This is a genomic window from Streptomyces sp. NPDC008163 (genome assembly GCF_042956885.1).
Classification (GTDB): Bacteria; Actinomycetota; Actinomycetes; order Streptomycetales; family Streptomycetaceae; genus Streptomyces; species Streptomyces drozdowiczii_A.
Genome location: NZ_JBIBHG010000005.1, coordinates 255426 through 279847, shown reverse-complemented (window position 1 = coordinate 279847; position 24422 = coordinate 255426). Strand labels below are relative to the sequence as shown.

Sequence of the window (24422 nt, the reverse complement as noted above, 5' to 3'; positions counted from 1 at the left end):
TCCGACGCGGGGATGGCAAGGCCTCACACGAACCCTGCGCGAACAAGGAGTTGACGATGAATCAGGCAATGTCGCGACAGGCCCTGGTCCGTGTCCCGTCCGGTCCCGAGTCCATCGAGATCGTCGAGGCCCCGGTGGCCGAGCCCGGGGCCGGGGAGATCCGCGTGAGGATCGCCGCTGCGGCGGTCAACCCGGTCGACCTGGGCGTGGCCTCGGGCGTCTTCCACCGGCTGGGCATGGTCCACCAGTCCGACCGGACCGGTCTCGGCTGGGACTTCGCGGGCACCGTCGAGGCCGCCGGGCCGGGCGTGGAGCTGCCGGCCGGCAGCCGGGTCGCCGGCTTCCTCGACGGTTTCGACCGCGACCACGGCTCCCATGCCGAGCACCTCGTCGTCCCCGCCGCGAACGTCGCCGCCGTCCCGGACGGAGTCGACCTCGTCGGGGCGGCCACGGTGCCGCTCAACGCCACCGCCGCCGCCGAGGCCGTCCACCTCGTCGGCGAGGCGCCGATCGACGCCCGGCGGCTGCTGGTGACCGGCGCGGCCGGTGCGGTCGGAGCGTACGCCGCCGTGCTCGCCCAGGACCGGGGCTGGCAGGTGACCGGGCTGGCACGGGCGGCCGACCAGCCGTTCGTCCGCGGCCTGGGCGTCGGCTTCACCACCGAAGCCGGCCAGGGGTGGGACGCCGTCCTCGACGCCGGAGCCCTTCAGGAGCCCGCCCTCGGGGCGGTGCGCGACGGCGGCCGCTTCGTGGGCGTGCAGCCCGCCGCCAGGCTCCCCGAGGAACGCGGCGTCACCGTCGAGGTCATCTTCGCCCGCCCCGACGGACCGCTGCTCGCCGGTCTGCTGGCACGGGTGGCGGCGGGGCGGCTCCCGGCGCGCGTCCACGCCGTCGTGCCGCTCGACAAGGCGGCCGACGCCTACCGGGCGATGGCCGAGGGCGGCGTCCGAGGACGGATCGTCCTCGTCCCCTGACACGGGGTCACACACGCCCGACGACCACGACACTCCTCTGCGTAAGGACAGCTGATGCTCACCACCCTGGCCACCGTCGTCGCCGGTCTCCTCGGCGCGGGCCTCGTCCTCATGGGCGCGAACGCCTTCGTCGGACCGCGGGGCGCCGCCGGTTTCGGCATTCCCGACACACCGGTCGAGGACCCCGGATTCCAGTCCTGGCTGCGCGTGAAGGGGCTGCGGGAGATCGCGCCCGGCGCCTTCGTCTTCGTACTGATGGCCGTCGCAAGCCCATCGGTCCTCGGCTGGTACCTGCTGGTGTTCGCGCTGGTACCCGCCGGGGACGCGCTGGTCGTGCTGCGCAGCGGCGGGCCGAGGGTCACCGCGTACGGAGTCCACGCCGCGACCTCCGCGGTGATGCTGCTGACCGGCGTCGGACTCCTGGTCTGACCCGGCCGGCCCTGAAAAAGGGCGCGACGTGCCGGGCCGGGCGGGACACCCTTGCAGGGCACGGCACTTCAGCGAAAGGACGAACCATGAGCACTCCACCGCACCTGAGGCGGGCCGGCGCGGACGACGCGCCCGAACTCACCCGGCTGCGCCTGATCATGCTCGCCGCCCTCGGCGACGTTCCCGGGGCGGGCTGGACACAGGAGTGCGAGGCGGCCTTCCGCGAACGGCTGAGCACCGACCCGCAGTTCGTCGCCTATGTGATCGACGGCGGGGACCGGCTGCTGTCCAGCGCGGTGGGCCAGTACACGCGGTCGCTGCCCCGGCCCGGCCGCACCCCGTACGTCGGGCACATCGCGTCGGTCGCCACCGACCCCGCCCACCGGCGGCAGGGCCACGCCCGCCGGGCCTTCGAGGCCGTCCACGAGCACCTCGTCGCGGCCGGCTGCGCCCGCATCAACCTGACCACCACCCCCGAGGGCGAGGGCCTCTACCGGGCACTGGGCTACGCAGACCCCGGCGGCCACACCCCCCTGAGCTGGTTCGCCGCCCCCACGCCCGGCCCCACCGGAAGGACCGGCCGGTGATCGCCACCGCACCGCCCGCGCAGGGCGTCCGCCGCCCCTGGTCCGCCCTGCCCGCCCCCGTACGCGCCGCCGTCGAGGACATCCTCGGCGCACCGGTCACCGAGGCCCGCAGCCAGAGCGGCGGCTTCTCGCCCGGAGTCGCCGCCCGGGTCCGCCTCGCCGACGGCGGCCGGGCCTTCGTCAAGGCGGTGAGCGCCGAGGTGAACCCGGACAGCCCGGACATGCACCGCGCCGAGGCCCGCGTCACGGCGTCGCTGCCCGCGCACGCCCCGGTGCCCCGGCTGCTCGGCTCGTACGACGACGGCACCTGCGTCGCCCTCGTGCTGGAGGACATCGACGGCCGCCAGCCCCGGGTGCCCTGGGACCGGGCCGAGCTGGACCGGGTCCTGACGGCGGTGGGGGACCTCGCCCTGGTCCTCACCCCGGCCCCGGCCGAAGTGCCCGCCGTCGCCGAGCTGAAGGCCCGGATGTTCACCGGCTGGCGCACCCTGCACGCCGCCGGCGGCGACGCCCGGCTCCACCCCTGGGCCGCCGACCGCCTCGCCGAACTCGCGGAGCTGGAATCCGGCTGGGCCGGGGCCGCGGCCGGGGACACCCTCGCCCACAGCGACCTGCGCGCCGACAACATCCTGCTCACCGGGGACCGGACCGTCTTCGTGGACTGGCCGCACGCGGTGCGCGCCGCGCCCTGGTTCGACCTGCTGGTGATGCTGCCGTGCGTGGCGGCACAGGGCGGTCCCGACCCGGACACCACGTTCACCGCCCACCCGCTCGGCCGGGACGCCGACCCCGGGGCCGTCACCGCCGTGCTCGCCGCCGTCGCCGGGTACTTCGCGGAGCACGCGCTGCGCCCCGACCCGCCCGGTCTGCCGACGCTCCGCGCCTTCCAGGCTGCCCAGGGCACCGCCGCCCTGACCTGGCTGCGCAAGCGGCTCTAACCCCGTACCGCCTCCACCAGACCCCGCACCACGCGGAAGTCGTCGCCCATCTCCGGATGCCACTGCACCCCCAGGACCCAGTGCTCGCCGGGGAGTTCGACCGCCTCCACGGTGCCGTCCGGTGCGTGCGCCGACGCCACCAGGCCCGTGCCCATCCGGTCCACGGCCTGGTGGTGGTAGGCCGGGACCTCGCACGGGGCGGGCGCCAGCGACGCGTAGCGGGTGCCCGGGACCGGCGTCACCGGGTGCGAGCCGAACACGCCCGGCGCCCCGCCGTGGCCGTCCAGATGCTGGGTCAGGGTGCCCCCGCACACCACGTTCAGCAGCTGCATCCCCCGGCACACCCCGAGCAACGGCGTCCCCGACTCCAGCGCGGCCGCGATCAGCGCCGACTCCCAGGCGTCCCGCTCCGGCGACGGCGGCCCGGTACGCGGATCGCGCCCGGCCCCGTACCTCGCCGGGTCCACATCGGGGCCGCCCGCCACCACCACCGCGTCCAGCCGGGCCACGGTCGGGGCCGCCAGCTCCGGCGCGTCCGGCGGCAGCAGCACGGCAAGGCCGCCCGCCTCGCGCACCATCCGGGCGTACCCGGCGGGCAGCAGCGCCGCCGGCAGGTCCCATACGCCCCAGCGCGCCGAATCCACCAGGTACGTGCTGATCCCGACCAGCGGACGGTTCACCGGTGCTCTCCCTCGTACGGCGCGCGGAACACCCCGGCACCGTACCCACAACAGCCGCCCTGCCCATAAATTGTTACGCGCCAGCCGGCCCGCGAGGAGAGGACCCGTCCGTGTCCGACCGCACCGCCCCGCTCGCCCTCGAAGACCTGCGCCGCCTCGTGCACAGCGGGGAGATCGACACCGTCGTCCTGGCCTTCCCCGACATGCAGGGACGGCTCCAGGGCAAACGCTTCGCCGCCCCCTTCTTCCTCGACGAGGTCCTCCGCCACGGCACCGAGGGCTGCGCCTACCTCCTCGCCGTGGACACCGAGATGAACACCGTCGACGGGTACGCCATGTCCTCCTGGGACAACGGCTACGGCGACTTCGCCATGCGCCCCGACCTCACCACCCTGCGCCGGGTGCCCTGGCACGAGGGCACCGCCCTGGTCCTCGCCGACCTGGCCTGGGCCGACGGTGCCCCCGTCACCGCCGCGCCCCGGCAGATCCTCCGCCGCCAGCTGGAACGCCTCGCCGGGCACGGCTACACGGCCCACGTCGGCACCGAGCTGGAGTTCATCGTCTTCAAGGACACCTATGAGCAGGCGTGGGACCGGGGCTACCGGGAGCTGACCCCCGTCAACCAGTACAACGTCGACTACTCCGTCCTCGGCACCGGCCGTGTCGAACCCCTGCTCCGCCGCATCCGCAACGAGATGGCGGGTGCGGGCCTGGCCGTCGAGTCCGCCAAGGGCGAGTGCAACCCCGGCCAGCACGAGATCGTGTTCCGCTACGACGAAGCCCTGGTCACCTGCGACCAGCACGCCGTCTACAAGACCGGCGCCAAGGAGATCGCCGCCCAGGAAGGCATGGCGCTCACCTTCATGGCCAAGTTCAACGAACGCGAGGGCAACTCCTGCCACATCCACCTCTCGCTGCGCTCCACCACCGACCCCGGACGCTCCGTCATGGCCGGTGCGGACGGCGAGATGTCACCCGTGATGCGGCACTTCCTGGCCGGGCAGCTCGCCGCCCTGCGCGACCTCTCCCTGCTCTTCGCGCCCAACGTCAACTCGTACAAGCGGCTGCGCCCCGGCTCCTTCGCCCCGACCGCCGTCGCCTGGGGCCACGACAACCGCACCTGCGCCCTGCGCGTCGTCGGCCACGGCGCCTCGCTGCGCTTCGAGAACCGGCTCCCCGGCGGCGACGTCAACCCGTACCTCGCCGTCGCCGCACTGGTCGCCGCAGGCCTGTACGGCATCGAGCACGGGCTCGAACTCCCCGAACCCTGCGAGGGCAACGCCTACACCGCCGCGTACGACCACGTGCCGGCCACCCTGCGCGAGGCCGCCGCGCTCTGGGAGGACAGCGCGCTCGCCCGCGAGGCGTTCGGCGAGGACGTCGTCGCGCACTACCGCACCATGGCCCGCGTCGAACTCGACGCCTTCGACGCCGCCGTGACCGACTGGGAACTCCGCCGCTCCTTCGAACGCCTCTGACCACGACGCCGCCAGGCCACGACCGCTGTGAGGACCACGTGATCCACGAGCACCACGTCCTGAACCCGGCGACCGAAGAGCTCGTCGCCACCGTCCCCGCCACCCCCGCCCCGGCCGTCCACACCGCCGTCGTCCGCGCCACCGCCGCCCAGCGCACCTGGGCCGCGCTCGCCCCCGCCGACCGGGCCCGGCTGCTGCGCCGGTTCGCCGCGGCTGTCGACGCCCGCACCGAGGAGCTGGCCCGGCTGGAGGTCCGCGAGGCCGGCCACACCCTCGGCAACGCCCGCTGGGAGGCCGGCAACGTCCGCGACCTGCTCGACTACGCGGCCGGGGGAGTGGAACGGCTCAGCGGCCGGCAGATCCCCGTCCCCGGCGGCCTCGACCTCACGATCCTCGAACCCCTGGGCGTCGTCGGGGTCATCGCCCCCTGGAACTTCCCGATGCCCATCGCCGCCTGGGGCACCGCCCCCGCCCTCGCCGCCGGAAACGCGGTGATCCTCAAACCCGCCGAGACCACCCCGCTGACCGCCCTCCGCCTCGCGGAGATCGCCCTGGCGGCGGGCCTGCCCGAACACCTCTTCCAGGTCCTGCCCGGTGCGGGCGACGAGGCAGGGAACGCTCTGGTCGAACACCCGGGCGTCGCCAAGATCGTGTTCACCGGTTCCACCCGCACCGGCAAGCGGATCATGGCCAAGTGCGCCGACCGCCTCACGCGCGTCACCCTCGAACTCGGCGGCAAGAGCCCCAGCATCGTCTTCGCCGACGCCGACATCGAGGCCGCCGCGGCCGCCGCCCCCGACTCCTTCCTGGACAACGCCGGACAGGACTGCTGCGCCCGCACGCGCATCCTCGTCCAGCGCTCCGCGTACGACCGCTTCCTGGAACACCTCGCCCCGGCCGTCGCCGCGTACACCGTCGGCGACCCCGCCGACGAGAAGACCCGGATGGGCCCGCTCATCTCCCGCACGCAACTGGAGCGCGTACGCGGTTACGTCCCCGAGGGCGCGACCGCGATCCGGGGGAGCGCGCCCGAGGGGCCCGGCTTCTGGTTCCCGCCGACCGTCCTCACCGATGTCCCGGCGGACGCGCCCGTCGCCACCGAGGAGGTCTTCGGGCCCGTCGCCGTCGTGCTGCCCTTCGAGGACGAGGAGGACGCCGTCCGGCTCGCCAACGCCACCGACTACGGGCTCGCCGGCTCGCTCTGGACCCGGGACGTGGGGCGCGCCCTGCGCGTGTCCCGGGCCGTCCGGGCGGGCAATCTCTCCGTCAACTCGCACGCGGCGGTGCGCTACTGGACCCCCTTCGGCGGGTTCAAGCAGTCCGGCGTCGGGCGCGAACTGGGGCCCGACGCCCTCACCGCCTTCACCGAGACCAAGAACGTCTTCCTGAGCACGGAGGCATGAAACGCCCATGACCACGGACCCCGAGATGATCTGCCGCCGCCTCGTCGGCCGCACCGCCGTCATCACCGGTGCCGGCAGCGGCATCGGCCTGGCCACCGCCCACCGCCTCGCCTCCGAAGGGGCGCACGTCGTCTGCGGCGACATCGACGCGAAGGCCGGCGAGGCGGCGGCCGAAGCGGTCGGCGGCACCTTCGTACGCGTCGACGTGACCGACCCCGGACAGGTCGCCGAACTGTTCCGTACCGCCGACGAGACCTACGGCTCCGTCGACATCGCGTTCAACAACGCGGGCATTTCACCGCCCGACGACGACTCCATCCTCACCACGGAGCTGGAGGCGTGGAAGCGCGTCCAGGACGTCAACCTCACCTCCGTCTACCTCTGCTGCAAGGCGGCCCTGCCCTACATGCGCCGCCAGGGCCGGGGCTCCATCATCAACACCGCCTCCTTCGTGGCCCGGATGGGCGCGGCCACCTCGCAGATCTCGTACACCGCGTCCAAGGGCGGGGTGCTGGCGATGACCCGGGAACTGGGCGTCCAGTTCGCCCGCGAGGGCATCCGCGTCAACGCGCTCTGCCCGGGACCGGTCAACACCCCACTGCTCCAGGAGCTGTTCGCCAAGGACCCGGAGCGGGCGGCCCGGCGGCTGGTGCACATTCCGCTCGGCCGGTTCGCCGAGGCCACCGAGATCGCCGCCGCCGTCGCCTTCCTGGCGAGCGACGACTCCTCGTTCGTCAACGCCACCGACTTCCTGGTGGACGGCGGCATTTCGGGCGCCTACGTCACCCCGCTGTAGACGGCTCTCCTAGAGTGGAGCGATGAGCTATACGACGCCGCCCGGCTGGTATCCGGACTCCTCCGCGCCCGGCACCGAGCGCTGGTGGGACGGGACGGCGTGGACCGCCCACACCCGGGCGCCCGCCGCGCCCGTCCCCGCCCCGGCTCCTGTCGCGGTCCCGGCTCCGGCCCCGCAGGGCGGCGGGAGCTCCCGGGCCGTCGCGCTCGTGGTGGCCGGGGCGGTCGTCGTCGGCGCCGTCGTGACCGGGGCCGTGCTCCTCACCCGGAACGACGACCCGGAGGCCCCGACCGCCCACGCCTCGCGGAAACCCGCGCCGAGCAGCACCGGCCACCCCTCACCGGACGGCACACCGGCCAAGCAGGACCCGAACGTGCTCGTGGATCAGCTCAACGGCATCACCCTGCCGATTCCCGACGGCTGGGAGCGGATCGAGCACCCCTTGGAAGAAGCGCTCACGATGCGCACCGCCCAGGACGAGGGGTACTTGTGCCCCACCAACCGCTCCGCGGTGTGCGACCACGGCGCAGTGACCATCCGCACCGCAACCCGCACCGACCTCACCACACCCGAGGAGATAGCCAAGAAGGACATCGTCGAGGCGGCCGACCTTGCGTACGAGGAGGACCTCATCGGCCGCTCACTCCACGGCGGCATCATGTCGCACCGTCAGCTCTCCGCAGGCGCGGTCAGCGTGGCCGGGCGCACCGGATACCAGGTGCGCTGGCGAGTCGTCACCGGAAAGGGTCCCGGCGGCTATGTGCAGACGCTGGTCTTCCCCTCACCCACCGGCAGCGAGTCGCCCGTCATCGTGCGGTACGCCTTCGACGCCGGACACGACGGACCGCCCCTGGCCCTCATGGACACCCTCACCCGCGGCATCCGCCCCATCGGCGCGAAGGGTACGGACGGCGGCGTCGGCAGCGAGGTCGAGCACCCGGCCGGCTAGGGGCTGTCTTGTCGATCAGGGTCGGACCCGGCCATGATCGGCAAGACGCCCCCTAGGGCCTTGTCCGGAAAGTCCCGTCTGACCTGCGGGCGTACGACGGGACTCTTCGGACACACCTAGAGGAACGTACGGCCCTCGCCCCGGTACGTCGGAACCGTCGCCGTCACCCGGTCGCCCTCGATCAGGTGCAGCGCGTCGAACCGCTCGCACAGCTCACCGGCCTTCGCGTGCCGGAACCACACCTTGTCACCGATCAGCAGATCGTCGGCCGGGGCGCCGAGCAGCGGGGTCTGCACCTCGCCCGGGCCCTCCTGCGGGTCGTAGCGCAGCCCCTCCGGGAGATACGGGACCGGCAGCCGGTCCGCCCCGGCCGCGCCCGACGCCGGATAGCCGCCGCCGAGCACCGTCACCACGCCCACGCCCGGCCGCCGCACCACCGGCTGCGCGAACAGGGCCGCCGGGCGGGCCGTGAACGAGGTGTAGTTGTCGAACAGACGCGGCACGTACAGCCCCGAACCGGCGGCGATCTCCGTCACCGCGTCCTCCGCCGCCGTGTGCTGCACGCTGCCCGTGCCGCCGCCGTTCACGAACTCCAGGTCCGGCGCCACGGCCCGGACCGCCCGCACCACCTCGGCCCGCCGGGCCGCCAGCTCCCTGCGGGCCGTGGCCTGCATCAGCCGGATCGCCCGGGACCGCAGCGGACGCCCCGCCACCGCGTCCCCGACGCCCGCGATGTGCCCCTCGTACGCCATCAGCCCGACCAGCCGGAAACCGGGGCGCCGGACCACGGACCTGGCCAGGTCGGCCAGCTGGGCGGGGGAGCGCAGCGGCGAACGCAGGGCCCCGATCCGGACCCGGCCGCCGAGCATCCGCAGCGAGGTGTCCAGCTCCAGGCAGACCCGGATCTCCTGGGTGCCGCCCGCCCGCGCCGCATCGATCAGGTCCAGCTGGGCGTGGTCGTCCACCATCACCGTCACGGCCCCGGCGAGCTTCGGATCGGCCGCCAGCTCCGCGTACGCCGGGCGGTCGGCGGACGGGTACGCCAGCAGCACGTCGTCGAAGCCGGCCCGGGCCAGCCACAGCGACTCCGCGAGCGTGAACGACATGATCCCCGCGAACCCGGGCCGCGCCAGCACCCGTTCCAGCAGGGCCCGGCAGCGTACCGACTTGCTCGCCACCCGGACCGGCTTGCCCGCCGCCCGGCGGACGAGATCGTCCGCGTTGGCGTCGAACGCCTCCAGATCCACGACGGCGACAGGGGCGTCGAGATGGGCGGTGGCCCGGTCGTAACGGGCCCGGTCAGTGGCTCGGGCAGTCATGGCCGCAGCTTGCCAGACGGTTCTACCGCAGGGTAGGGGGAAGATCCGTGCAGATCGGCCGGTACCCGTACGGCCCGCTCCCACCCGGGTATCCGCAGCCCGTAGAGTGACGCCCACGCGGCGAACGGGGTCCCGCCCACGCGGCGGGAAGGACGCGCGGTACGGAACGGACCAGGGGGGCGGATGAGCACCGAAGCACGGCGCTCCCCCGTCCCGCCCCGCCCCGCGACAACGCCCCGCCCCGCAGCCCCGCCGCCGTACGAGCCCGCACCCCCGCCCCCCGGGGTCCCGGCCCGCGCCCGCCGGGCCGTGGCCGCCGGTGTCTGCACCGTCCTCGGGCTCGGGCTGATCGCCGGGGCCGCCGCCGGCAGCCGGCTCACCGACGGCGCCGACGACGACCCCGCCGCCCGCAGCGCGTACACCGTGGGCCGCGAAGCCTGGCACAGCATCCCCGTGGACACCCTCTTCCCCCGCACCCTGAAGGGCGACGGCACCGGGCCCGGCGGCGCCGACCGGGTCTGGACCAGGCTCGCCGTCGCCCCCGACAGCGGCTGCGCCGCCGCGCTGGACCCGCTCCTCGCCAAGACCCTGCGTACGGCCGGCTGCGCCCACGTCCTGCGCGCCACCTACACCGACGCGACCGCGAGCAGCGTCACCACTGTCGGGCTCGCCTTCACCGAGGCCGACACCGACGCGATGCGGGCCCTCTCCGCCCGGTTCGCCGACCAGCACCTCGACCGCCGCACCGACCTGCTGCCCCGCACCTACCCGGTGAAGGACGGCCCGGCCGCCTCCTTCGGCGCCCGGCAGCGCGCCAGCTGGTCCGTCCATGTCCTGACCGAGATCCCGGTCGTCGCCTTCGCCGTGACCGGATTCGCCGACGGACGCGTGAGCAGCCCGCCCCAGCCCGCCGACCGGGCCATGGCCACCGGCGCCACCACTCCCGCCGCACAGGCCGGACTCGGCCACGAGGCCAAGGGCCTGTCCGACGGCGTCGAACGCGCGCTGCGGACCCATGTCGCAGACCTCATGGAGCAGCCGCGATGAAACACGCCCTGGGCGTCCTCTGCGCGGCCACCGCCCTCGCCCTGCTCCCCGCCGCCCCCGCCGGGGCCGACACCATCCGGGCCCAGCAGTGGGGTCTGGACGCGCTGCACACCGACCGGGCCTGGGAGACCACGCGCGGCAAGGGCGTCACCGTCGCCGTCGTGGACACCGGGGTCGACGGCAGCCTGCCCGACCTCGCGGGCCAGGTCCTGCCCGGCAAGGACCTCATCGGCTTCGGCGCCGGGCGCGGCGACAAGGCGTGGGCCAGGCACGGCACCGCCATGGCCGGGATCATCGCGGGCCGGGGCCACGGCAGCGGACGCGCCGACGGCGTCCTCGGCATCGCGCCCGAGGCGAAGATCCTCCCGGTCCGCGTCATCCTCGAAGCGAGCGACCCGGACCGTGCCGAGGCCCGCAGGACCCGGGGCACCGCCCTCGCCGACGGCATCCGCTGGGCCGCCGACCACGGCGCCGACGTCATCAACCTCTCCCTCGGCGACGACAGCGAGTCCGCGCACCCCGAGCCCGGCGAGGACGCCGCCGTCCAGTACGCGCTGAAGAAGGGCGCCGTCGTCGTCGCCTCGGCCGGCAACGGAGGCGAGAAGGGCGACCACATCTCGTACCCCGCCGCCTACCCCGGGGTCATCTCCGCCGCCGCCGTGGACCGGTACGGCACCCACGCCTCGTTCTCCACCCGCCGCTGGTACGCCACCGTGAGCGCCCCCGGCGACGACATCGTCGTACCGGCACCGGACCACAAGTACTACGTGGAGTGGGGCACGTCCGCCGCCGCCGCGTTCGTCTCCGGCGCGGTGGCCCTCGTGAAGTCCGCGCACCCCGGGCTCACGCCCGCGCAGATCAGGAAGCTGCTCACCGACACCGCGCGCGACGCCCCCGCCGGCGGCCGCGACGACGCACGCGGCTACGGGATCGTCGACCCGGCGGCGGCCATCGGGGCGGGCGGCGCCCCGCGCTCCGCCGACGCGCGCGGCGACTCCGCCCCGGCGGGCTACCGCAAGCGGTACTTCGGCGCCGGACCCACGCCCGAGCCCGAGGACGAGGGACCGGCCGGATGGCTCGCCCCGGCCGCCGGGGGCCTCGGCGTGCTCCTGCTGGCGGCGGGCGTGCTGCTGTGGCGCGGCCGCTCCCCGTTCACCCGGAACCGCTGACCGGGCGCCGCCGGCCAGGCACTACGCTCGCCCTGTGGCGCAGAAGAACATCCCGGACCCCGGTTTCTCCGACGACGACGGCACCGCCGACCCCGCCCTGGCCTCGGCGCTCGCCGCCTGGGCCGGGGACCGCGCGGCCGTCGCACCGGTCCTCGAAGCGCTGAAGGGCGCCCGGCTGCTCGTACCCGTGGTGGCCGTCCTCGGTGAGGTGGAGGAGGACGAGTCGGGGCTGCGGCGCGAGAAGACCAGCGATATGGCGGTGCCCACCCTCCGGGCCGGGGACCGCCGCGCCCTGCCGGCCTTCACCTCCACCGCGTCGCTGGCCCGCTGGGACCCACAGGCCCGCCCCGTCGCCGTACCCCTGCACCAGGCGCTCCAGGCCGCCGCGCACGAGAAGGCCGACACGGTGGTGCTCGACCTCGCGGGTCCGGTGGCCTTCGAGCTGACCGGGGCCGCCCTGCGCGCCCTCGCCGAGGGCCGTACCAGCGCGGACCCGCTGCACGACCCCGCCGTCACCGCCGCCGTCCGCGCGGCGGTCGCCGCCGAGCCCGCCGTGCTCCGCGCCCACCTCGGCCCCGGCAGCGCCGACGGCACCCTCGCCCTGGTCCTCGCCCCGGACGCCGACCCGGCCGAAGCGGCGGGCCGGGTCGCCAGGGCGCTGGCGACCGACGAGGTGCTGCGCGCGAGGCTGGTCCGGGGCCTGGACCTCGCGCTGCTCCCGGCCGGGGCGAACACATTGGGTGAGCCCCTGTTCACGCGCTGATCGCCCGCACGGCTCAACGCGCGCGAATCCGTACACCACCGGAGAATTGCGAAGAAAAGGGACGATCTTCGCGAGGTGGTTGTATGCAGACGCGGACAGCCGTGTCGGAGTTCCTCGGCACCCTGCTGCTGGTTTTCTTCGGAGTCGGCTCGGCGGTGCTGGGCACCCAGTTCATCGGGGTCGTGGGCATCGCGCTCTCCTTCGGCTTCGTGCTTCTCGCACTCGCCTACGCCCTCGGTCCGATCTCCGGCTGCCACATCAATCCCGCGGTCACCCTCGGCATGCTGACCGCCCGGCGGATCGACGTGCGCACGGCCGTGACGTACTGGATCGCGCAGTTCCTCGGCGGCATCGCCGGTGCGGCGCTGCTGTTCCTGCTGGCCAAGCAGGTGCCGGGGCTGAAGACGAGTGGGCACTTCGGGAGCAACGGCTACGGCGACCGCTCCGACGTGCACATCAACATCGGCGGCGCCTTCCTCGCGGAGGTGGTCCTGACCTTCCTGCTGGTCTTCGTGGTCCTCGCGGTGACCCACAAGGTGGCGGTCGTCGGCTTCGACGGGCTCCCCATCGGCATCTCCCTCGCGGTCATCCACCTGGTCGGCATCCCGCTCACCGGCACCTCGGTCAACCCGGCCCGGAGCCTCGGCCCGGCCCTGTTCGCGGGCGGCGCGGCCCTGTCCCAGCTCTGGCTGTTCATCGTGGCCCCGCTGGCGGGTGGCCTGCTCGCGGCGCTCGCCCACCGGCTGACCCACCCCTCGATGCGCGGCGGCGAGACGACCGCGGAGGTCTGATCCGCGCCCGCACGGCGAAGAGCCCCCGCCGGAAGGACCGGCGGGGGCTCGTTCTCGTACGGAAAGGGGACGGGGCGGCGGTGGCTCAGCCGAAGACCGGGCCGGTGTACTTCTCGCCCGGGCCCTGGCCCGGCTCGTCCGGGACCAGCGACGCCTCGCGGAAGGCCAGCTGGAGGGACTTCAGGCCGTCGCGCAGCGGGGCGGCGTGGAAGGAGCTGATCTCGGTGGTGCTCGCGTCCAGCAGGCCGGCCAGCGCGTGGACCAGCTTGCGGGCCTCGTCCAGGTCCTTGTGCGCGTCGCCGTCCTCGGTCAGGCCGAGCTTGACGGCGGCGGCGCTCATCAGGTTGACGGCGACCGTCACGATCACCTCGACGGCGGGCACCTCCGCGATGTCGCGGGCCATCTCGTCGAAGCCGGGGGAATCACTGCTGGGGGTCGCGTCACTCATGCGCCTTACGATAGGCCCACGGCCCCGGCCCTCCGGTCGCGGGAGCCGGTGGGACGGCCGGTTGGTGCCCGCTCGGCCGAGCTGCTAACCTTGTGTAACGACCGGCCGGACAGCTATGTGCCCGGCCCACAAGTGGAGGCTCCGTTCTCCCACCTGACCGCCCTCAGGGCGGCGGGTCACCGGTCAGGTGGTCCCCATCGTTCCGTACGGACGATGGAACCGCCCGATGCGCCCCCGCGGTCTCACCGTGGCGGTGTTCCGGTTTTCCAGGAGCCCCGCCTGTGTCCCGTCCGGGGCATTTTTGTTGCTCCGATGCGGTTGGTCTGTCTGAAACAGACGTTACGTGGCTGTCCGCCAGGCGGTCGCGTGGTGCTACCGAGGAGGATCCATCAGCGCCGAGCCCCGCATCAACGACCGGATTCGCGTGCCCGAGGTGCGACTTGTCGGTCCCAGCGGCGAGCAGGTCGGGATTGTGCCGCTTGCCAAGGCCCTGGAACTCGCACAGGAGTACGACCTCGACCTGGTCGAGGTGGCGGCAACCGCCCGTCCGCCCGTGTGCAAGCTCATGGACTACGGGAAGTTCAAGTACGAGTCGGCCATGAAGGCCCGTGAGGCGCGCAAGAACCAGGCGCACACGGTCATCAAGGAGATGAAGCTCCGGCCGAAGATCGACCCGCACGACTATGACACCAAGAAGGGTCACGTCGTCCGGTTCCTCAAGCAGGGCGACAAGGTCAAGATCACGATCATGTTCCGTGGTCGTGAGCAGTCCCGCCCCGAACTGGGTTTCCGACTGCTCCAGCGGCTCGCTTCGGACGTGGAGGAACTCGGTTTCATCGAGTCCAACCCGAAGCAGGACGGCCGGAACATGATCATGGTTCTGGGCCCGCACAAGAAGAAGACCGAAGCCATGGCCGAGGCCCGCGAGGCCCAGGCCGCCCGCAAGGCGGAGCGCCAGGGGAACAACACCCCCGACGCCGCGCCCGCGGAGAAGGCCCCCGAGGCTCCGGCCGAGGCGGCGCCCGAGGCCGAGACACCTTCCGAGGCGTGACCGCGGGGGGTGCCATCCAGGCACCCCCGGGTCCCCCCGGAACCCCCATCAAGATCTGACGCCCCTGCAGTCCGGTGCCCGCACCGAGAGGGGCGCCACTGACGAGGAGAGAACGGCGCGATGCCGAAGAACAAGACGCACAGCGGTGCCAGCAAGCGCTTCAAGATCACCGGCTCCGGCAAGGTGCTGCGCGAGAGGGCCGGCAAGCGCCACCTGCTCGAGCACAAGTCGTCCAAGAAGACGCGTTCGCTGACCGGCACGGTCGTCGCGGCTCCGGCCGACGCCAAGAAGGTCAAGAAGCTTCTCGGCAAGTGAGGCCGCAGTCCCCGGTGAGCCCGGGGACGCGCCCTCGATCCGACCGGGACCAATTCGTTTCCGGGCCGTGTGAGTACGACCACGGCCCCGCTACAAGGAGTTAACAAGTGGCACGCGTCAAGCGGGCAGTCAACGCCCACAAGAAGCGCCGGGCGATCCTCGAGCAGGCCAGCGGTTACCGCGGTCAGCGTTCGCGCCTGTACCGCAAGGCCAAGGAGCAGGTCACCCACTCCCTGGTCTACAACTACAACGACCGCAAGAAGCGCAAGGGCGACTTCCGTCAGCTCTGGATCCAGCGCATCAACGCGGCTGCCCGCCAGAACGGCATGACGTACAACCGCCTCATCCAGGGTCTGAAGGCCGCCAACATCGAGGTGGACCGCAAGATCCTGGCCGAGCTCGCGGTCAACGACGCCAACGCGTTCGCCGCCCTCGTCGAGGTCGCCCAGAAGGCCCTCCCGAGCGACGTCAACGCCCCGAAGGCCGCCTGACCCAGGCCGCACTTCTCGGTACTTGAGCCGGACCCGCAGGCGCCCGCCGTCTGCGGGTCCGGTGCGTTGTACCCCCAGCCCCCTTTTCCGACGCAGAGAGGCTCGCCGCCGACCATGGGCATCCCTGAACTGATCTCCCCGCGTTCGCCGCGGGTCGCCGCCGCCCGGCGGCTGGCCAGGCGCAACTTCCGCGGCAAGGAGCGCAGGTTCATCGCCGAGGGGCCGCAGGCCGTGCGCGAGGCCGCCGAGCACCGGGGCGACGACGGAGAGCCGACCCTGGTCGAACTCTTCGCCACCGTCGAGGCCGCCGACCGCTACACCGCGATCATCGACGCCGCCCACGCGGCCGGCGCCCGCGTCCACCTCGCCGGCGCCGACGTCCTGGCCGACGTCTCCCAGACCGTCACCCCGCAGGGTCTCATCGGGGTCTGCCGCTTCCTCGACTCGCCCTTCGACGCCATTCTCGCCGCCCGGCCCAAGCTGGTCGCCGTCCTGGCGCACGTCCGCGACCCGGGCAACGCCGGCACCGTGCTGCGCTGCGCCGACGCGGCGGGCGCCGACGCGGTCGTCCTGACCGACGCCTCCGTCGACCTGTACAACCCCAAGTCGGTGCGCGCCTCGGTCGGTTCGCTCTTCCACCTGCCGGTCGCCGTGGGCGTCCCCGTCGAACAGGCCGTACGCGGGCTGCGCGAGGCGGGCGTCCGCATCCTGGCCGCCGACGGCGCGGGCGCGGACGACCTGGACGACGAACTGGACGCCGGCACGATGGGCGGGCCCACCGCCTGGGTCTTCGGCAACGAGGCGTGGGGCCTGCCCGAGGAGACCCGCGCCCTGGCCGACGCCGTGGTGCGGGTGCCGATCCACGGCAAGGCGGAGAGCCTGAACCTCGCCACCGCCGCCGCCGTCTGCCTCTACGCCTCCGCGCGCGCCCAGCGCCCCCGCCGCACCCCCGCCTGAGCCCCTTCGCACGCTCTCACTTCGACGGAGAGCCCCGACAGGGTGTCGCTGCGTCACCGGCGACTAGTAGGGTGACGAACTCGGGGGCCCACTGCACCGGTTCGAGAGTGGGGTACGGGTATGGCTGTCGGCATGAGCGGGCCGCGCGCTGCACAGGCGGACACCGCGGCGGGCGGCCTCGGGCTGGACCCCGACGACCTGCCCGACGGGCTCGTCGTCGCGGACGGGACCGGCCGGATCATCTGCTTCAACGCCGCCGCCGTCCGCATCACCGCCGTGCCGGAGGCCGCCGCGCTCGGGCGCCCGGTCGCACAGGTGCTGCCGCTGGAGGATCTCAAGGGCCGCCGCTGGTGGGAGCTGACCGACCCCTACGGCGGCCTCGCCACCCGGACCGGCCAGCCCGAGCGCAACCTGCTGCTGCCCGGCGGGCGCGAGGTCCTCGTCTCCGCCCGCTATGTGCGCGAGACCCCCACCGGACCGGTCCGCCGCCTGGTCATCAGCCTGCGCGGCACGGAGGCCCGCCGGCGCACCGAGCGCAGCAACGCCGAGCTCATCGCGACCGTCGCCCACGAACTGCGCTCGCCGCTGACCTCGGTCAAGGGCTTCACGGCGACGCTCCTGGCCAAGTGGGAGCGGTTCACCGACGACCAGAAGCGCCTGATGCTGGAGACGGTGTACGCCGACGCCAACCGGGTAACCCGGCTCATCACCGAGCTCCTGGACATCTCCCGGATCGACTCCGGCCGCCTGGAGCTGCGCCGCCAGCCCGTCGACCTGTCCGCCGCCGTCGAGCGCCACGTCCAGGCGCACACCGCGGCCGGCCAGGACCCCGGCCGCTTCCTCGTCCGCACCCGGCAGCCGCTGCCCGCGGTGTGGGCCGACCCGGACAAGATCGACCAGGTCCTCGGCAACCTGCTCGAAAACGCGGTGCGCCACGGTGAGGGAACTGTCACCATCGATGTGGCACCCGCACCGGCGAAGAGCGACGAGAGGGGAGCGGCCGTCACCGTGAGCGACGAAGGTCCCGGCATCCCCGAGGAGTCGATGAGCCGCGTCTTCACCCGCTTCTGGCGGGGCAGCAAGCGCGGCGGCACGGGCCTGGGCCTCTACATCGTCAAGGGCATCGTCGAGGCCCACGGCGGCACCATCACGGTCGGCCGCGGCCCCGGAGGCGGCGCGGAGTTCCGATTTATGCTGCCCGTGAGCACGCCGGCCTATCTCAGTTAAGGCCCCGAGCGGCCCACGGGCGCCCCACCCGCCCCGCGACCCTTAGACTCGACCCTTGGCACCTTTGCGTCCTCCGGTCTTCGAGCGAGGTCACGGGGGTCCGGGAGTATCCCCCGGCAAGCGCAGCACTCAGCCAATCGGAAGTACGGGAAGAGATGTCGGCACCGAACAAGTCGTACGACCCAGTCGAGGTCGAGGCACTGAAACCGGAAGAGATCGAGCGCATCCGGGACGAGGCGCTCGCCGCCTTCGCCGCCGCGGGTGACCTCGAAGCGCTCGCCCACGCGAAGACGGCGCACACCGGTGGCACCTCGCCCCTGTCGCTCGCGAACCGCGAGATCGGCGCACTGCCCCCGCAGGCGAAGGCCGAGGCCGGCAAGCGCGTCGGCCAGGCCCGTGCCGCCGTGGGCCGTGCCCTCGCGGCCCGCCAGGCGGAGCTGGAGGCCGAGCGTGACGCCCGGGTCCTGGTCGAGGAGGCGGTGGACGTCACCCTGCCCTACGACCGCACCCCGGCCGGCTCCCGCCACCCGCTGACGACCATCATGGAGCGCGTCGCCGACGTCTTCGTGGCCATGGGCTACGAGATCGCCGAGGGCCCCGAGGCCGAGGCCGAGTGGTTCAACTTCGACGCCCTCAACTTCGTGCCCGACCACCCGGCCCGGCAGATGCAGGACACCTTCTTCGTCCAGGGCCCCGACGGCGCGAAGAACGACGAGTCCGGCGTCGTGCTGCGTACGCACACCTCCCCGGTCCAGGCCCGCACCCTGCTCGACCGGGAGCCCCCCGTCTACGTCGTCTGCCCCGGCCGCGTCTACCGCACCGACGAGCTCGACGCCACGCACACCCCGGTCTTCCACCAGATCGAGCTGCTCGCCGTGGACGAGGGCCTGACCATGGCCGACCTCAAGGGCACCCTCGACCACATGGTCCAGGCGCTCTTCGGCCCGGACATGAAGACCCGGCTGCGCCCGAACTTCTTCCCGTTCACCGAGCCGTCCGCCGAGATGGACATGGTCTGCTACGTCTGCCGCGGGGCCTCCGTCGGCAACCCGGACCGCCCCTGCCGCACCTGCGGCAGCGAGGGCTGGATCGAGCTCGGCGGCTGCGGCATGGTCAATCCCAAGGTGCTCACGGCCTGCGGCGTCGACCCCCAGAAGTACAGCGGATTCGCCTTCGGGTTCGGCATCGAACGGATGCTGATGTTCCGCCACAACGTCGAAGACATGCGAGACATGGTCGAAGGTGACGTCCGGTTCACCCGGCCCTTCGGGATGGAGATCTGATGCGCGTCCCGCTTTCCTGGCTGCGGGAATACGTCGACCTGCCGGCCACCGAGACCGGCCGTGACGTGCAGGCCAAGCTGGTCGCCGTCGGCCTGGAGGTCGAGACGGTCGAGCAGACCGGCGCCGGCCTCACCGGCCCGCTGGTCGTCGGACAGGTGCTGACCATCGAGGAGCTGGAGGGCTTCAAGAAGCCGATCCGCTTCTGCACGGTCGACGTCGGCACCGCCAACGGCACCGGCGAACCGCAGGAGATCGTCTGCGGCGCCCGTAACTTCGCCGTCGGCGACAAGGTCGTCGTGGTCCTGCCCGGCGCCGTGCTCCCCGGCGACTTCGCGATCGCCGCCCGCAAGACGTACGGCAAGACCTCGCACGGCATGATCTGCTCCGCCGACGAGCTCGGCATGGGTGACGACGGCACCCACGGCATCATCGTGCTCCCGCCCGAGTACGAGGTGGGCACCGACGCGATCGAGCTCCTGGAGCTCCGCGACGAGGTCCTGGACATCGCCGTCACGCCCGACCGCGGCTACTGCCTGTCCATGCGCGGTGTCGCCCGCGAGACCGCCATCGCCTACGGCCTGCCGCTGCGCGACCCGGCGCTCCTGGACGTGCCCGCGCCGAACGCGTACGGCTACCCGGTCAAGGTCTCCGACCCGATCGGCTGCTCCCGCTTCACCGCGCGCACCGTCACCGGACTCCAGCCCGAGGCCCGCACCCCGATCTGGATGCAGCGCCGGCTGCAGAAGGCGGGCATGCGGCCGATCTCGCTCGCCGTGGACATCACCAACTACGTGATGCTCGAACTCGGCCAGCCGCTGCACGCCTACGACCGGACGCGCATCGACGGACCGATCGGCGTCCGCCGTGCCGAGCAGGGCGAGAAGCTCACCACGCTCGACGGCGCCGTCCGCGTCCTGGACTCCGGCGACCTCGTCATCACCGACAACCGCGGCCCCATCGGCCTCGCGGGCGTCATGGGCGGGGCCGACACGGAGATCGCCGACGCCGCCGAGGGCGCGCACACCGCCGAGGTCGTCATCGAGGCCGCGCACTTCGACGCGATCTCGATCGCCCGCACCGCGCGCCGCCACAAGCTGCCCTCCGAGGCGTCCAAGCGCTTCGAGCGCGGCGTCGACCCGCAGGCCGCCGCCGCTGCCGCGCAGCGCACCGTCGACCTGCTGGTCCTCCTGGCCGGCGGCACCGCCGAGGCAGGCGTCACCGAGGTCACCGCCCCCTCCGCGCCCCGCACCATCACGATGCCGGCCGACCACCCCGACAAGGTCGCCGGTGTCGCCTACGGCCGCGAGACCGTCGTCCGCCGCCTCCAGGAGGTCGGCTGCGACGTCTACGGGCAGGACGAGCTCCTGGTCACCACGCCGTCCTGGCGCCCCGACCTCAACGAGCCGAACGACCTGGCCGAAGAGGTCATCCGCCTGGAGGGCTACGAGAACCTGCCCTCCACGCTCCCGACGCCGCCCTCCGGCCGCGGCCTCACCGACCGCCAGCGGCTGCACCGCCGCGTCGGCCGGGCGCTCGCGGGCGCCGGTTACGTCGAGGCGCTGAACTACCCGTTCATCGGCGAGGCGGTCCTCGACCAGCTCGGCCTGGAGGCGGACGACGCCCGCCGTCGCACGGTCCAGCTCGTCAACCCGCTCTCCGACGAGGAGCCCTCGCTGCGCACCACGCTGCTGCCGGGCCTCCTCGGCGCACTGCGGCGCAACGACGGCCGCGGCAGCCACGACCTCGCCCTCTTCGAGACCGGCCTGGTCTTCCGGCCGACCGGTGAGGAGACGAAGCCCGTCCGCCTCCCCGTCGACCGGCGCCCCTCCGACGCGGACATCGCGTCGCTCAACGCCGCGCTCCCGCGTCAGCCGCGCCGCGCCGCCGTCGTCCTCGCGGGCGCCCGCGAGCAGGCCGGCTGGTGGGGCAAGGGCCGCCCGGCCGACTGGGCGGACTCCGTCGAGGCCGCGCGCACCGTCGCCCGCGAGGCCGGGGTCGAGGTCATCGTCCGTGCCGACCGGCACGCGCCCTGGCACCCGGGCCGCTGCGCCGCGCTGTACGTGACCGTGGCCGGCGAGGAGACCCTGTTCGGACACGCGGGCGAACTGCACCCGCGCGTCATCAAGGAGCTCCACCTGCCCGAGCGCACCTGCGCCATGGAGATCGACCTCGACATTCTGGAGCAGGCCGTCGACGGCGTCCTGCGGGCGCCGCGGATCTCCACCTTCCCGGTGGCGACCCAGGATGTCGCGCTGGTCGTCGGCCAGGACGTGCCCGCCGCCGACGTGGAGCGCGCGCTCCGCGAGGGCGCGGGCGAACTCCTGGAGTCGCTGCGGCTGTTCGACGTCTTCACGGGCGAGCAGATCGGCGAGGGCAGCAAGTCCCTGGCGTACGCGCTGCGCTTCCGCGCCGCCGACCGCACCCTGACGGTCGACGAGGCGAGCGCCGCCCGTGACGCGGCGGTGGCCCTGGCTGCCGAGCGCACGGGCGCGGTGCTGCGCGGAGCGTAGCCACCCCGCGAGAAGCACGAGAAGGAGGGGCGCGTCCGGCCACCGGACGCGCCCCTCCTGTGTGCTCGCCGTCCGCCTCCGCCGTGGAGTGTCGGGCAGGCCGGCGGGGTGGACCGCGCGGATGCGGGCCGTCTTGCTGTACGAGGGGGAGCAGACGGCCCGTCCGCGCCCTGCGAGGGCATTCATTCAAGCGAGCCCGGGGCCGGTGCGGCAGCGTGCGCGGAGGGACGGTTCGGGCATTCCGTTCACACCCCGTGTGAATCGTGCTCCACTGGGGCGACACGTCCTGGCGTGCCGAACCACCGGAGGGGGACATGGGGCCAAGGGAGCCCAACACCGCGCTGGAGGCCCTGATCGAGGAGGCCGGCGTCTCCCGGGCGGGACTGGCCGCCCATGTGAACCGGGCCGGCCGCGCGCGCGGTCTCGGACTGCGTTACGAACACACCGCCGTCGCCCGCTGGCTGAAGGGCCAGCGCCCGCGCGGTCAAGTGCCCGACCTCATCTGCGAGGTGCTGGGAAACCGCCTGCGCCGGGCCGTGTCGCTGGACGACATCGGCATGGCGGGCCCCGACGGGAGCCACCCGCCGGTCCAGGGCTCCTCGCTCCCCGGCTTCGTGGAACGGGCCACCGCGGTGTGGCGCTGCGACGCCCAGCAGCGCCCGCACGTCGTCACCACCCCGGCCGTCACCGGGACGGGCGCGGTGATGCCCGTCTGGGAGTGGGAGAACCCGCCGGAGGACGCCGATGTGTCGCGGACCGGGCCGGCCGGGGTCGGCGCGGCGGACATAGCAACGCTGCGGGCCGCCCGTGACCACTACGAACTGATGTACCGCAGGGCGGGCGGAATCGCGACGCGTCCGCGCATCGTCGGCTTCCTCAACGCCGGTGCCGCCCCGCTGCTGCGCGGCGGCTACAGCGACGCGACGGGCCGTCAGCTGCACCGCGCGACGGGCGCTCTGGTGGCCGTCGCGGGGATCTGCGCCTACGACTCCGACGCGCACGGCCTCGCCCAGCGCTACTTCCACCAGGCGCTGCGGCTGGCCAAGGCGAGCGGGGACCGGGCGCTCGGCGGCTATGTGATCGCGCTGCTGGTCAACCAGTCGCTGTTCCTCGCCGAGTTCCGCCAGTCCGTCGCGTTCGCGGAGGCGGCCCTGCGCGCGGCCGGCCGCGAGATCACCCCCGCGCTCGCCGCCGACCTGCACGCGATGCAGGCCAAGGCGTACGCGAGGCTCGGCGACCGGGCGAGCGCGCTGGCGTGCATCGGCCGCGCCGAGTCCGAGGCCGCCCGCATCCGGCCGGGCCGGGAGCCGGACGAGACCGGCTACGTGCAGCCGGGCCTGGTCGACGTCCAGGTGGCGGAGGCACTGCTCAGCCTCGGGGACCTGCCGGCGGCCCGCGAGCACGCGGTGGTGGCGGTCCGGACCCCCGCGCACGACCGGGGCCGGGTCCACCGCCTGGCCATGCTCACCACGGTCGAGCTGCGCCGGGGCGAGGCGGACCGGGCGGCGGCCACGGCCGTCGAGATGGCGGACCGGGCCCGGGGCATGGAGTCGCAGCGGCTGCGCGACCGGCTGCGGGCGGTCCGGGCGGACCTGGCCGCCAGCGGGAGCGCCGACGCGGAACGGGCCGCCGAACGCGTGGAGGGGGCACTGCGCGTACCGCTCTGAGCCGAAGTCTGCTGCGATACCGCCACCAACGATCGAAAGGTGGCAGAACCGTGCAGTGGACGAACCTGAACGAACAACCCGTGTACGAGAACCCGTGGTTCCGGGTCAATCTGGCCGATGTCGAACTCCCCGACGGAGCCCGGCTCGACCACTTCGTCATCCGGCTGCGCCCGGTCGCGGCGGCCACCGTCGTCAACGCGGCGAACGAGGTGCTGCTGCTGTGGCGGCACCGTTTCATCACCGACAGCTGGGGCTGGGAGCTGGCGGCGGGCGTGGTCGAGGACGGCGAGTCCCTGCCGGAGGCGGCCGCCCGCGAAATGGAGGAGGAGACCGGCTGGCGCCCCGGCCCGCTCCACCCGCTCCTGACCGTGGAACCGTCCAACGGCCTCACCGACGCCCGGCACCACTTCTACTGGTCCGAGGAGGCGAGGTGCACGGGCGAGCCGAGCGACGCCTTCGAATCCTCGCGCCGCGAGTGGGTCCCCCTGAAGCTGGTCCCCGACCTGACAGCCGCCGGCGAGGTCCCGGCGGCGGGCATGGCGGCCGCCCTGATGATGCTCCACCACTTACGACTGGGCTGAGCCGTGTCCCGTACGTGCGAGGCGGTGCGGCCCTCGCACGTACGGGCCGTTCCGGGCGATCAGGTGAGTCCGTCGGGGCCGGCCGAGCCCTGACGTGTCCTGGCCCGTCTCCAGGACAACACCATGCCGATGGCCGACCGCCCCAGCCACAGCCCCAGCAGTGACTGGAGCAGTGCGATGAGCAGCGTGGTGCCGATGAGGAGCGAAGCCCACGGAGGGAGGCCCGCGAGTGCCCCCACGGTTCGGGCCGTTTCCGCGAGTGGTTCGCCGGAGAGGGAACGCCACAGGAGGGGGGCTCCCCATCCGCAGACGCCGGCGGCGACGATGAGCAGTGCGGTCAGCCTCTTCCGGACGGACCGCCCGCCCGTGGCGATCCCGAGCAGGGCACTGGACACGAAGGGCAGGTACCACGCCCCCCAGACCGAGCCGAAAGCTATGACAGGCACGGCCGCGAGGACGGCCACTGCCACGAGGACGGTTCGGTCGGCGGGTACGGCCGTGAAGGCCGCGGCCGTGTTGCCGGGGGACGTCCGCGGCGGCGAGCAGTGCTGAACTTCCGTCACTTCGAG

The 24422-nt window shown here is 73.5% G+C and carries 25 protein-coding genes; 21 read left to right on the top strand and 4 right to left on the bottom strand.

Going from position 1 to position 24422, the window contains the following annotated elements; genetic code table 11:
• The first annotated feature begins 56 nt into the window (after positions 1-56).
• From ACFZAT_RS13880 to ACFZAT_RS13865, 4 genes are all read left to right on the top strand, one after another.
• Positions 57-974, top strand: a complete 918-nt coding sequence (locus tag ACFZAT_RS13880; protein ID WP_391263964.1) for a zinc-binding dehydrogenase — start codon at positions 57-59, stop codon at positions 972-974.
• 54 nt (positions 975-1028) lie between these two features.
• Entirely contained in the window at positions 1029-1403 is a 375-nt protein-coding gene (locus ACFZAT_RS13875) for a DUF4267 domain-containing protein (protein WP_391263962.1), read from the top strand.
• Between the two features lie 86 nt (positions 1404-1489).
• Positions 1490-1990 carry a GNAT family N-acetyltransferase gene (locus tag ACFZAT_RS13870; RefSeq protein ID WP_391263960.1) on the top strand — a complete coding sequence of 167 codons (501 nt, stop codon included), beginning with the start codon at positions 1490-1492 and terminating at the stop codon, positions 1988-1990.
• Positions 1987-2928, top strand: a complete 942-nt coding sequence (locus ACFZAT_RS13865; protein ID WP_391263958.1) for an aminoglycoside phosphotransferase family protein — start codon at positions 1987-1989, stop codon at positions 2926-2928. The genes ACFZAT_RS13870 and ACFZAT_RS13865 overlap by 4 nt, the downstream gene beginning before the upstream one ends.
• On the opposite strand, the gene ACFZAT_RS13860 is transcribed toward ACFZAT_RS13865, so the two are convergent.
• Positions 2925-3608, bottom strand: coding sequence for a gamma-glutamyl-gamma-aminobutyrate hydrolase family protein (locus ACFZAT_RS13860; RefSeq protein WP_391263956.1), 684 nt, complete (start codon positions 3606-3608; stop codon positions 2925-2927). The two genes, ACFZAT_RS13865 and ACFZAT_RS13860, sit on opposite strands and share 4 nt — an antisense overlap.
• A gap of 110 nt (positions 3609-3718) precedes the next feature.
• On the opposite strand from ACFZAT_RS13860, the gene ACFZAT_RS13855 reads away from it, so the two are divergent.
• The 4 genes from ACFZAT_RS13855 to ACFZAT_RS13840 are packed head-to-tail and all read left to right on the top strand — an operon-like array spanning position 3719 to position 8234.
• Complete coding sequence (locus tag ACFZAT_RS13855) at positions 3719-5086, top strand: glutamine synthetase family protein (RefSeq protein WP_391263954.1); 1368 nt, start codon at positions 3719-3721, stop codon at positions 5084-5086.
• Between the two features lie 38 nt (positions 5087-5124).
• On the top strand, positions 5125-6489 hold the full coding sequence (locus ACFZAT_RS13850) for an aldehyde dehydrogenase family protein (protein WP_391263952.1): 1365 nt from the start codon (positions 5125-5127) through the stop codon (positions 6487-6489).
• 7 nt (positions 6490-6496) lie between these two features.
• Positions 6497-7285: a 3-oxoacyl-ACP reductase gene (locus ACFZAT_RS13845; RefSeq protein WP_391263951.1), complete on the top strand. Its 789-nt coding sequence runs from the start codon at positions 6497-6499 to the stop codon at positions 7283-7285.
• 22 nt (positions 7286-7307) lie between these two features.
• Positions 7308-8234 carry a DUF2510 domain-containing protein gene (locus ACFZAT_RS13840; protein ID WP_391263949.1) on the top strand — a complete coding sequence of 309 codons (927 nt, stop codon included), beginning with the start codon at positions 7308-7310 and terminating at the stop codon, positions 8232-8234.
• Between the two features lie 116 nt (positions 8235-8350).
• Here the strand turns inward: ACFZAT_RS13840 and ACFZAT_RS13835 are convergent, their stop codons facing one another.
• Positions 8351-9553, bottom strand: a complete 1203-nt coding sequence (locus tag ACFZAT_RS13835) for an alanine racemase (protein WP_391263947.1) — start codon at positions 9551-9553, stop codon at positions 8351-8353.
• A gap of 309 nt (positions 9554-9862) precedes the next feature.
• Between ACFZAT_RS13835 and ACFZAT_RS13830 the strand changes: the two genes are divergently transcribed.
• The 4 genes from ACFZAT_RS13830 (at position 9863) to ACFZAT_RS13815 (ending at position 13323) form a co-directional block, all read left to right on the top strand.
• Positions 9863-10600, top strand: a complete 738-nt coding sequence (locus tag ACFZAT_RS13830) for a hypothetical protein (protein ID WP_391264275.1) — start codon at positions 9863-9865, stop codon at positions 10598-10600.
• On the top strand, positions 10597-11769 hold the full coding sequence (gene mycP, locus ACFZAT_RS13825; RefSeq protein WP_391263945.1) for a type VII secretion-associated serine protease mycosin: 1173 nt from the start codon (positions 10597-10599) through the stop codon (positions 11767-11769). Before ACFZAT_RS13830 ends, mycP begins: the two co-directional genes overlap by 4 nt.
• Positions 11770-11803: 34 nt before the next feature.
• Positions 11804-12532, top strand: coding sequence for an SseB family protein (locus tag ACFZAT_RS13820; RefSeq protein ID WP_391263943.1), 729 nt, complete (start codon positions 11804-11806; stop codon positions 12530-12532).
• Positions 12533-12615: 83 nt separating this feature from the next.
• The gene (locus ACFZAT_RS13815; RefSeq protein ID WP_391263941.1) at positions 12616-13323 is read left to right on the top strand and encodes an MIP family channel protein; all 708 of its coding nucleotides are present in this window, start codon (positions 12616-12618) and stop codon (positions 13321-13323) included.
• Positions 13324-13408: 85 nt separating this feature from the next.
• Here the strand turns inward: ACFZAT_RS13815 and ACFZAT_RS13810 are convergent, their stop codons facing one another.
• Positions 13409-13771: a DUF1844 domain-containing protein gene (locus tag ACFZAT_RS13810; RefSeq protein WP_073967877.1), complete on the bottom strand. Its 363-nt coding sequence runs from the start codon at positions 13769-13771 to the stop codon at positions 13409-13411.
• A 343-nt stretch (positions 13772-14114) separates the two neighbouring features.
• On the opposite strand from ACFZAT_RS13810, the gene infC reads away from it, so the two are divergent.
• From infC to ACFZAT_RS13765, 9 genes are all read left to right on the top strand, one after another.
• On the top strand, positions 14115-14822 hold the full coding sequence (gene infC / locus ACFZAT_RS13805) for a translation initiation factor IF-3 (protein ID WP_391263938.1): 708 nt from the start codon (positions 14115-14117) through the stop codon (positions 14820-14822).
• Between the two features lie 120 nt (positions 14823-14942).
• Positions 14943-15137, top strand: coding sequence for a 50S ribosomal protein L35 (gene rpmI, locus ACFZAT_RS13800; RefSeq protein ID WP_018103793.1), 195 nt, complete (start codon positions 14943-14945; stop codon positions 15135-15137).
• 107 nt (positions 15138-15244) lie between these two features.
• Complete coding sequence (gene rplT, locus ACFZAT_RS13795; protein ID WP_018103794.1) at positions 15245-15628, top strand: 50S ribosomal protein L20; 384 nt, start codon at positions 15245-15247, stop codon at positions 15626-15628.
• 114 nt (positions 15629-15742) lie between these two features.
• The gene (locus ACFZAT_RS13790) at positions 15743-16585 is read left to right on the top strand and encodes a TrmH family RNA methyltransferase (protein ID WP_391263936.1); all 843 of its coding nucleotides are present in this window, start codon (positions 15743-15745) and stop codon (positions 16583-16585) included.
• A 120-nt stretch (positions 16586-16705) separates the two neighbouring features.
• Positions 16706-17812, top strand: a complete 1107-nt coding sequence (locus ACFZAT_RS13785; RefSeq protein ID WP_391263934.1) for an ATP-binding protein — start codon at positions 16706-16708, stop codon at positions 17810-17812.
• Between the two features lie 155 nt (positions 17813-17967).
• Complete coding sequence (gene pheS / locus ACFZAT_RS13780) at positions 17968-19095, top strand: phenylalanine--tRNA ligase subunit alpha (RefSeq protein ID WP_391263932.1); 1128 nt, start codon at positions 17968-17970, stop codon at positions 19093-19095.
• Positions 19095-21605: a phenylalanine--tRNA ligase subunit beta gene (pheT, locus tag ACFZAT_RS13775; protein ID WP_391263931.1), complete on the top strand. Its 2511-nt coding sequence runs from the start codon at positions 19095-19097 to the stop codon at positions 21603-21605. The genes pheS and pheT overlap by 1 nt, the downstream gene beginning before the upstream one ends.
• Before the next feature lie 314 nt (positions 21606-21919).
• On the top strand, positions 21920-23272 hold the full coding sequence (locus tag ACFZAT_RS13770) for a transcriptional regulator (RefSeq protein WP_391263929.1): 1353 nt from the start codon (positions 21920-21922) through the stop codon (positions 23270-23272).
• A 50-nt stretch (positions 23273-23322) separates the two neighbouring features.
• Entirely contained in the window at positions 23323-23853 is a 531-nt protein-coding gene (locus ACFZAT_RS13765) for an NUDIX domain-containing protein (RefSeq protein ID WP_391263927.1), read from the top strand.
• A 59-nt stretch (positions 23854-23912) separates the two neighbouring features.
• On the opposite strand, the gene ACFZAT_RS13760 is transcribed toward ACFZAT_RS13765, so the two are convergent.
• The gene (locus tag ACFZAT_RS13760) at positions 23913-24416 is read right to left on the bottom strand and encodes a hypothetical protein (RefSeq protein ID WP_391263925.1); all 504 of its coding nucleotides are present in this window, start codon (positions 24414-24416) and stop codon (positions 23913-23915) included.
• Between the last annotated feature and the right edge of the window lie 6 nt (positions 24417-24422).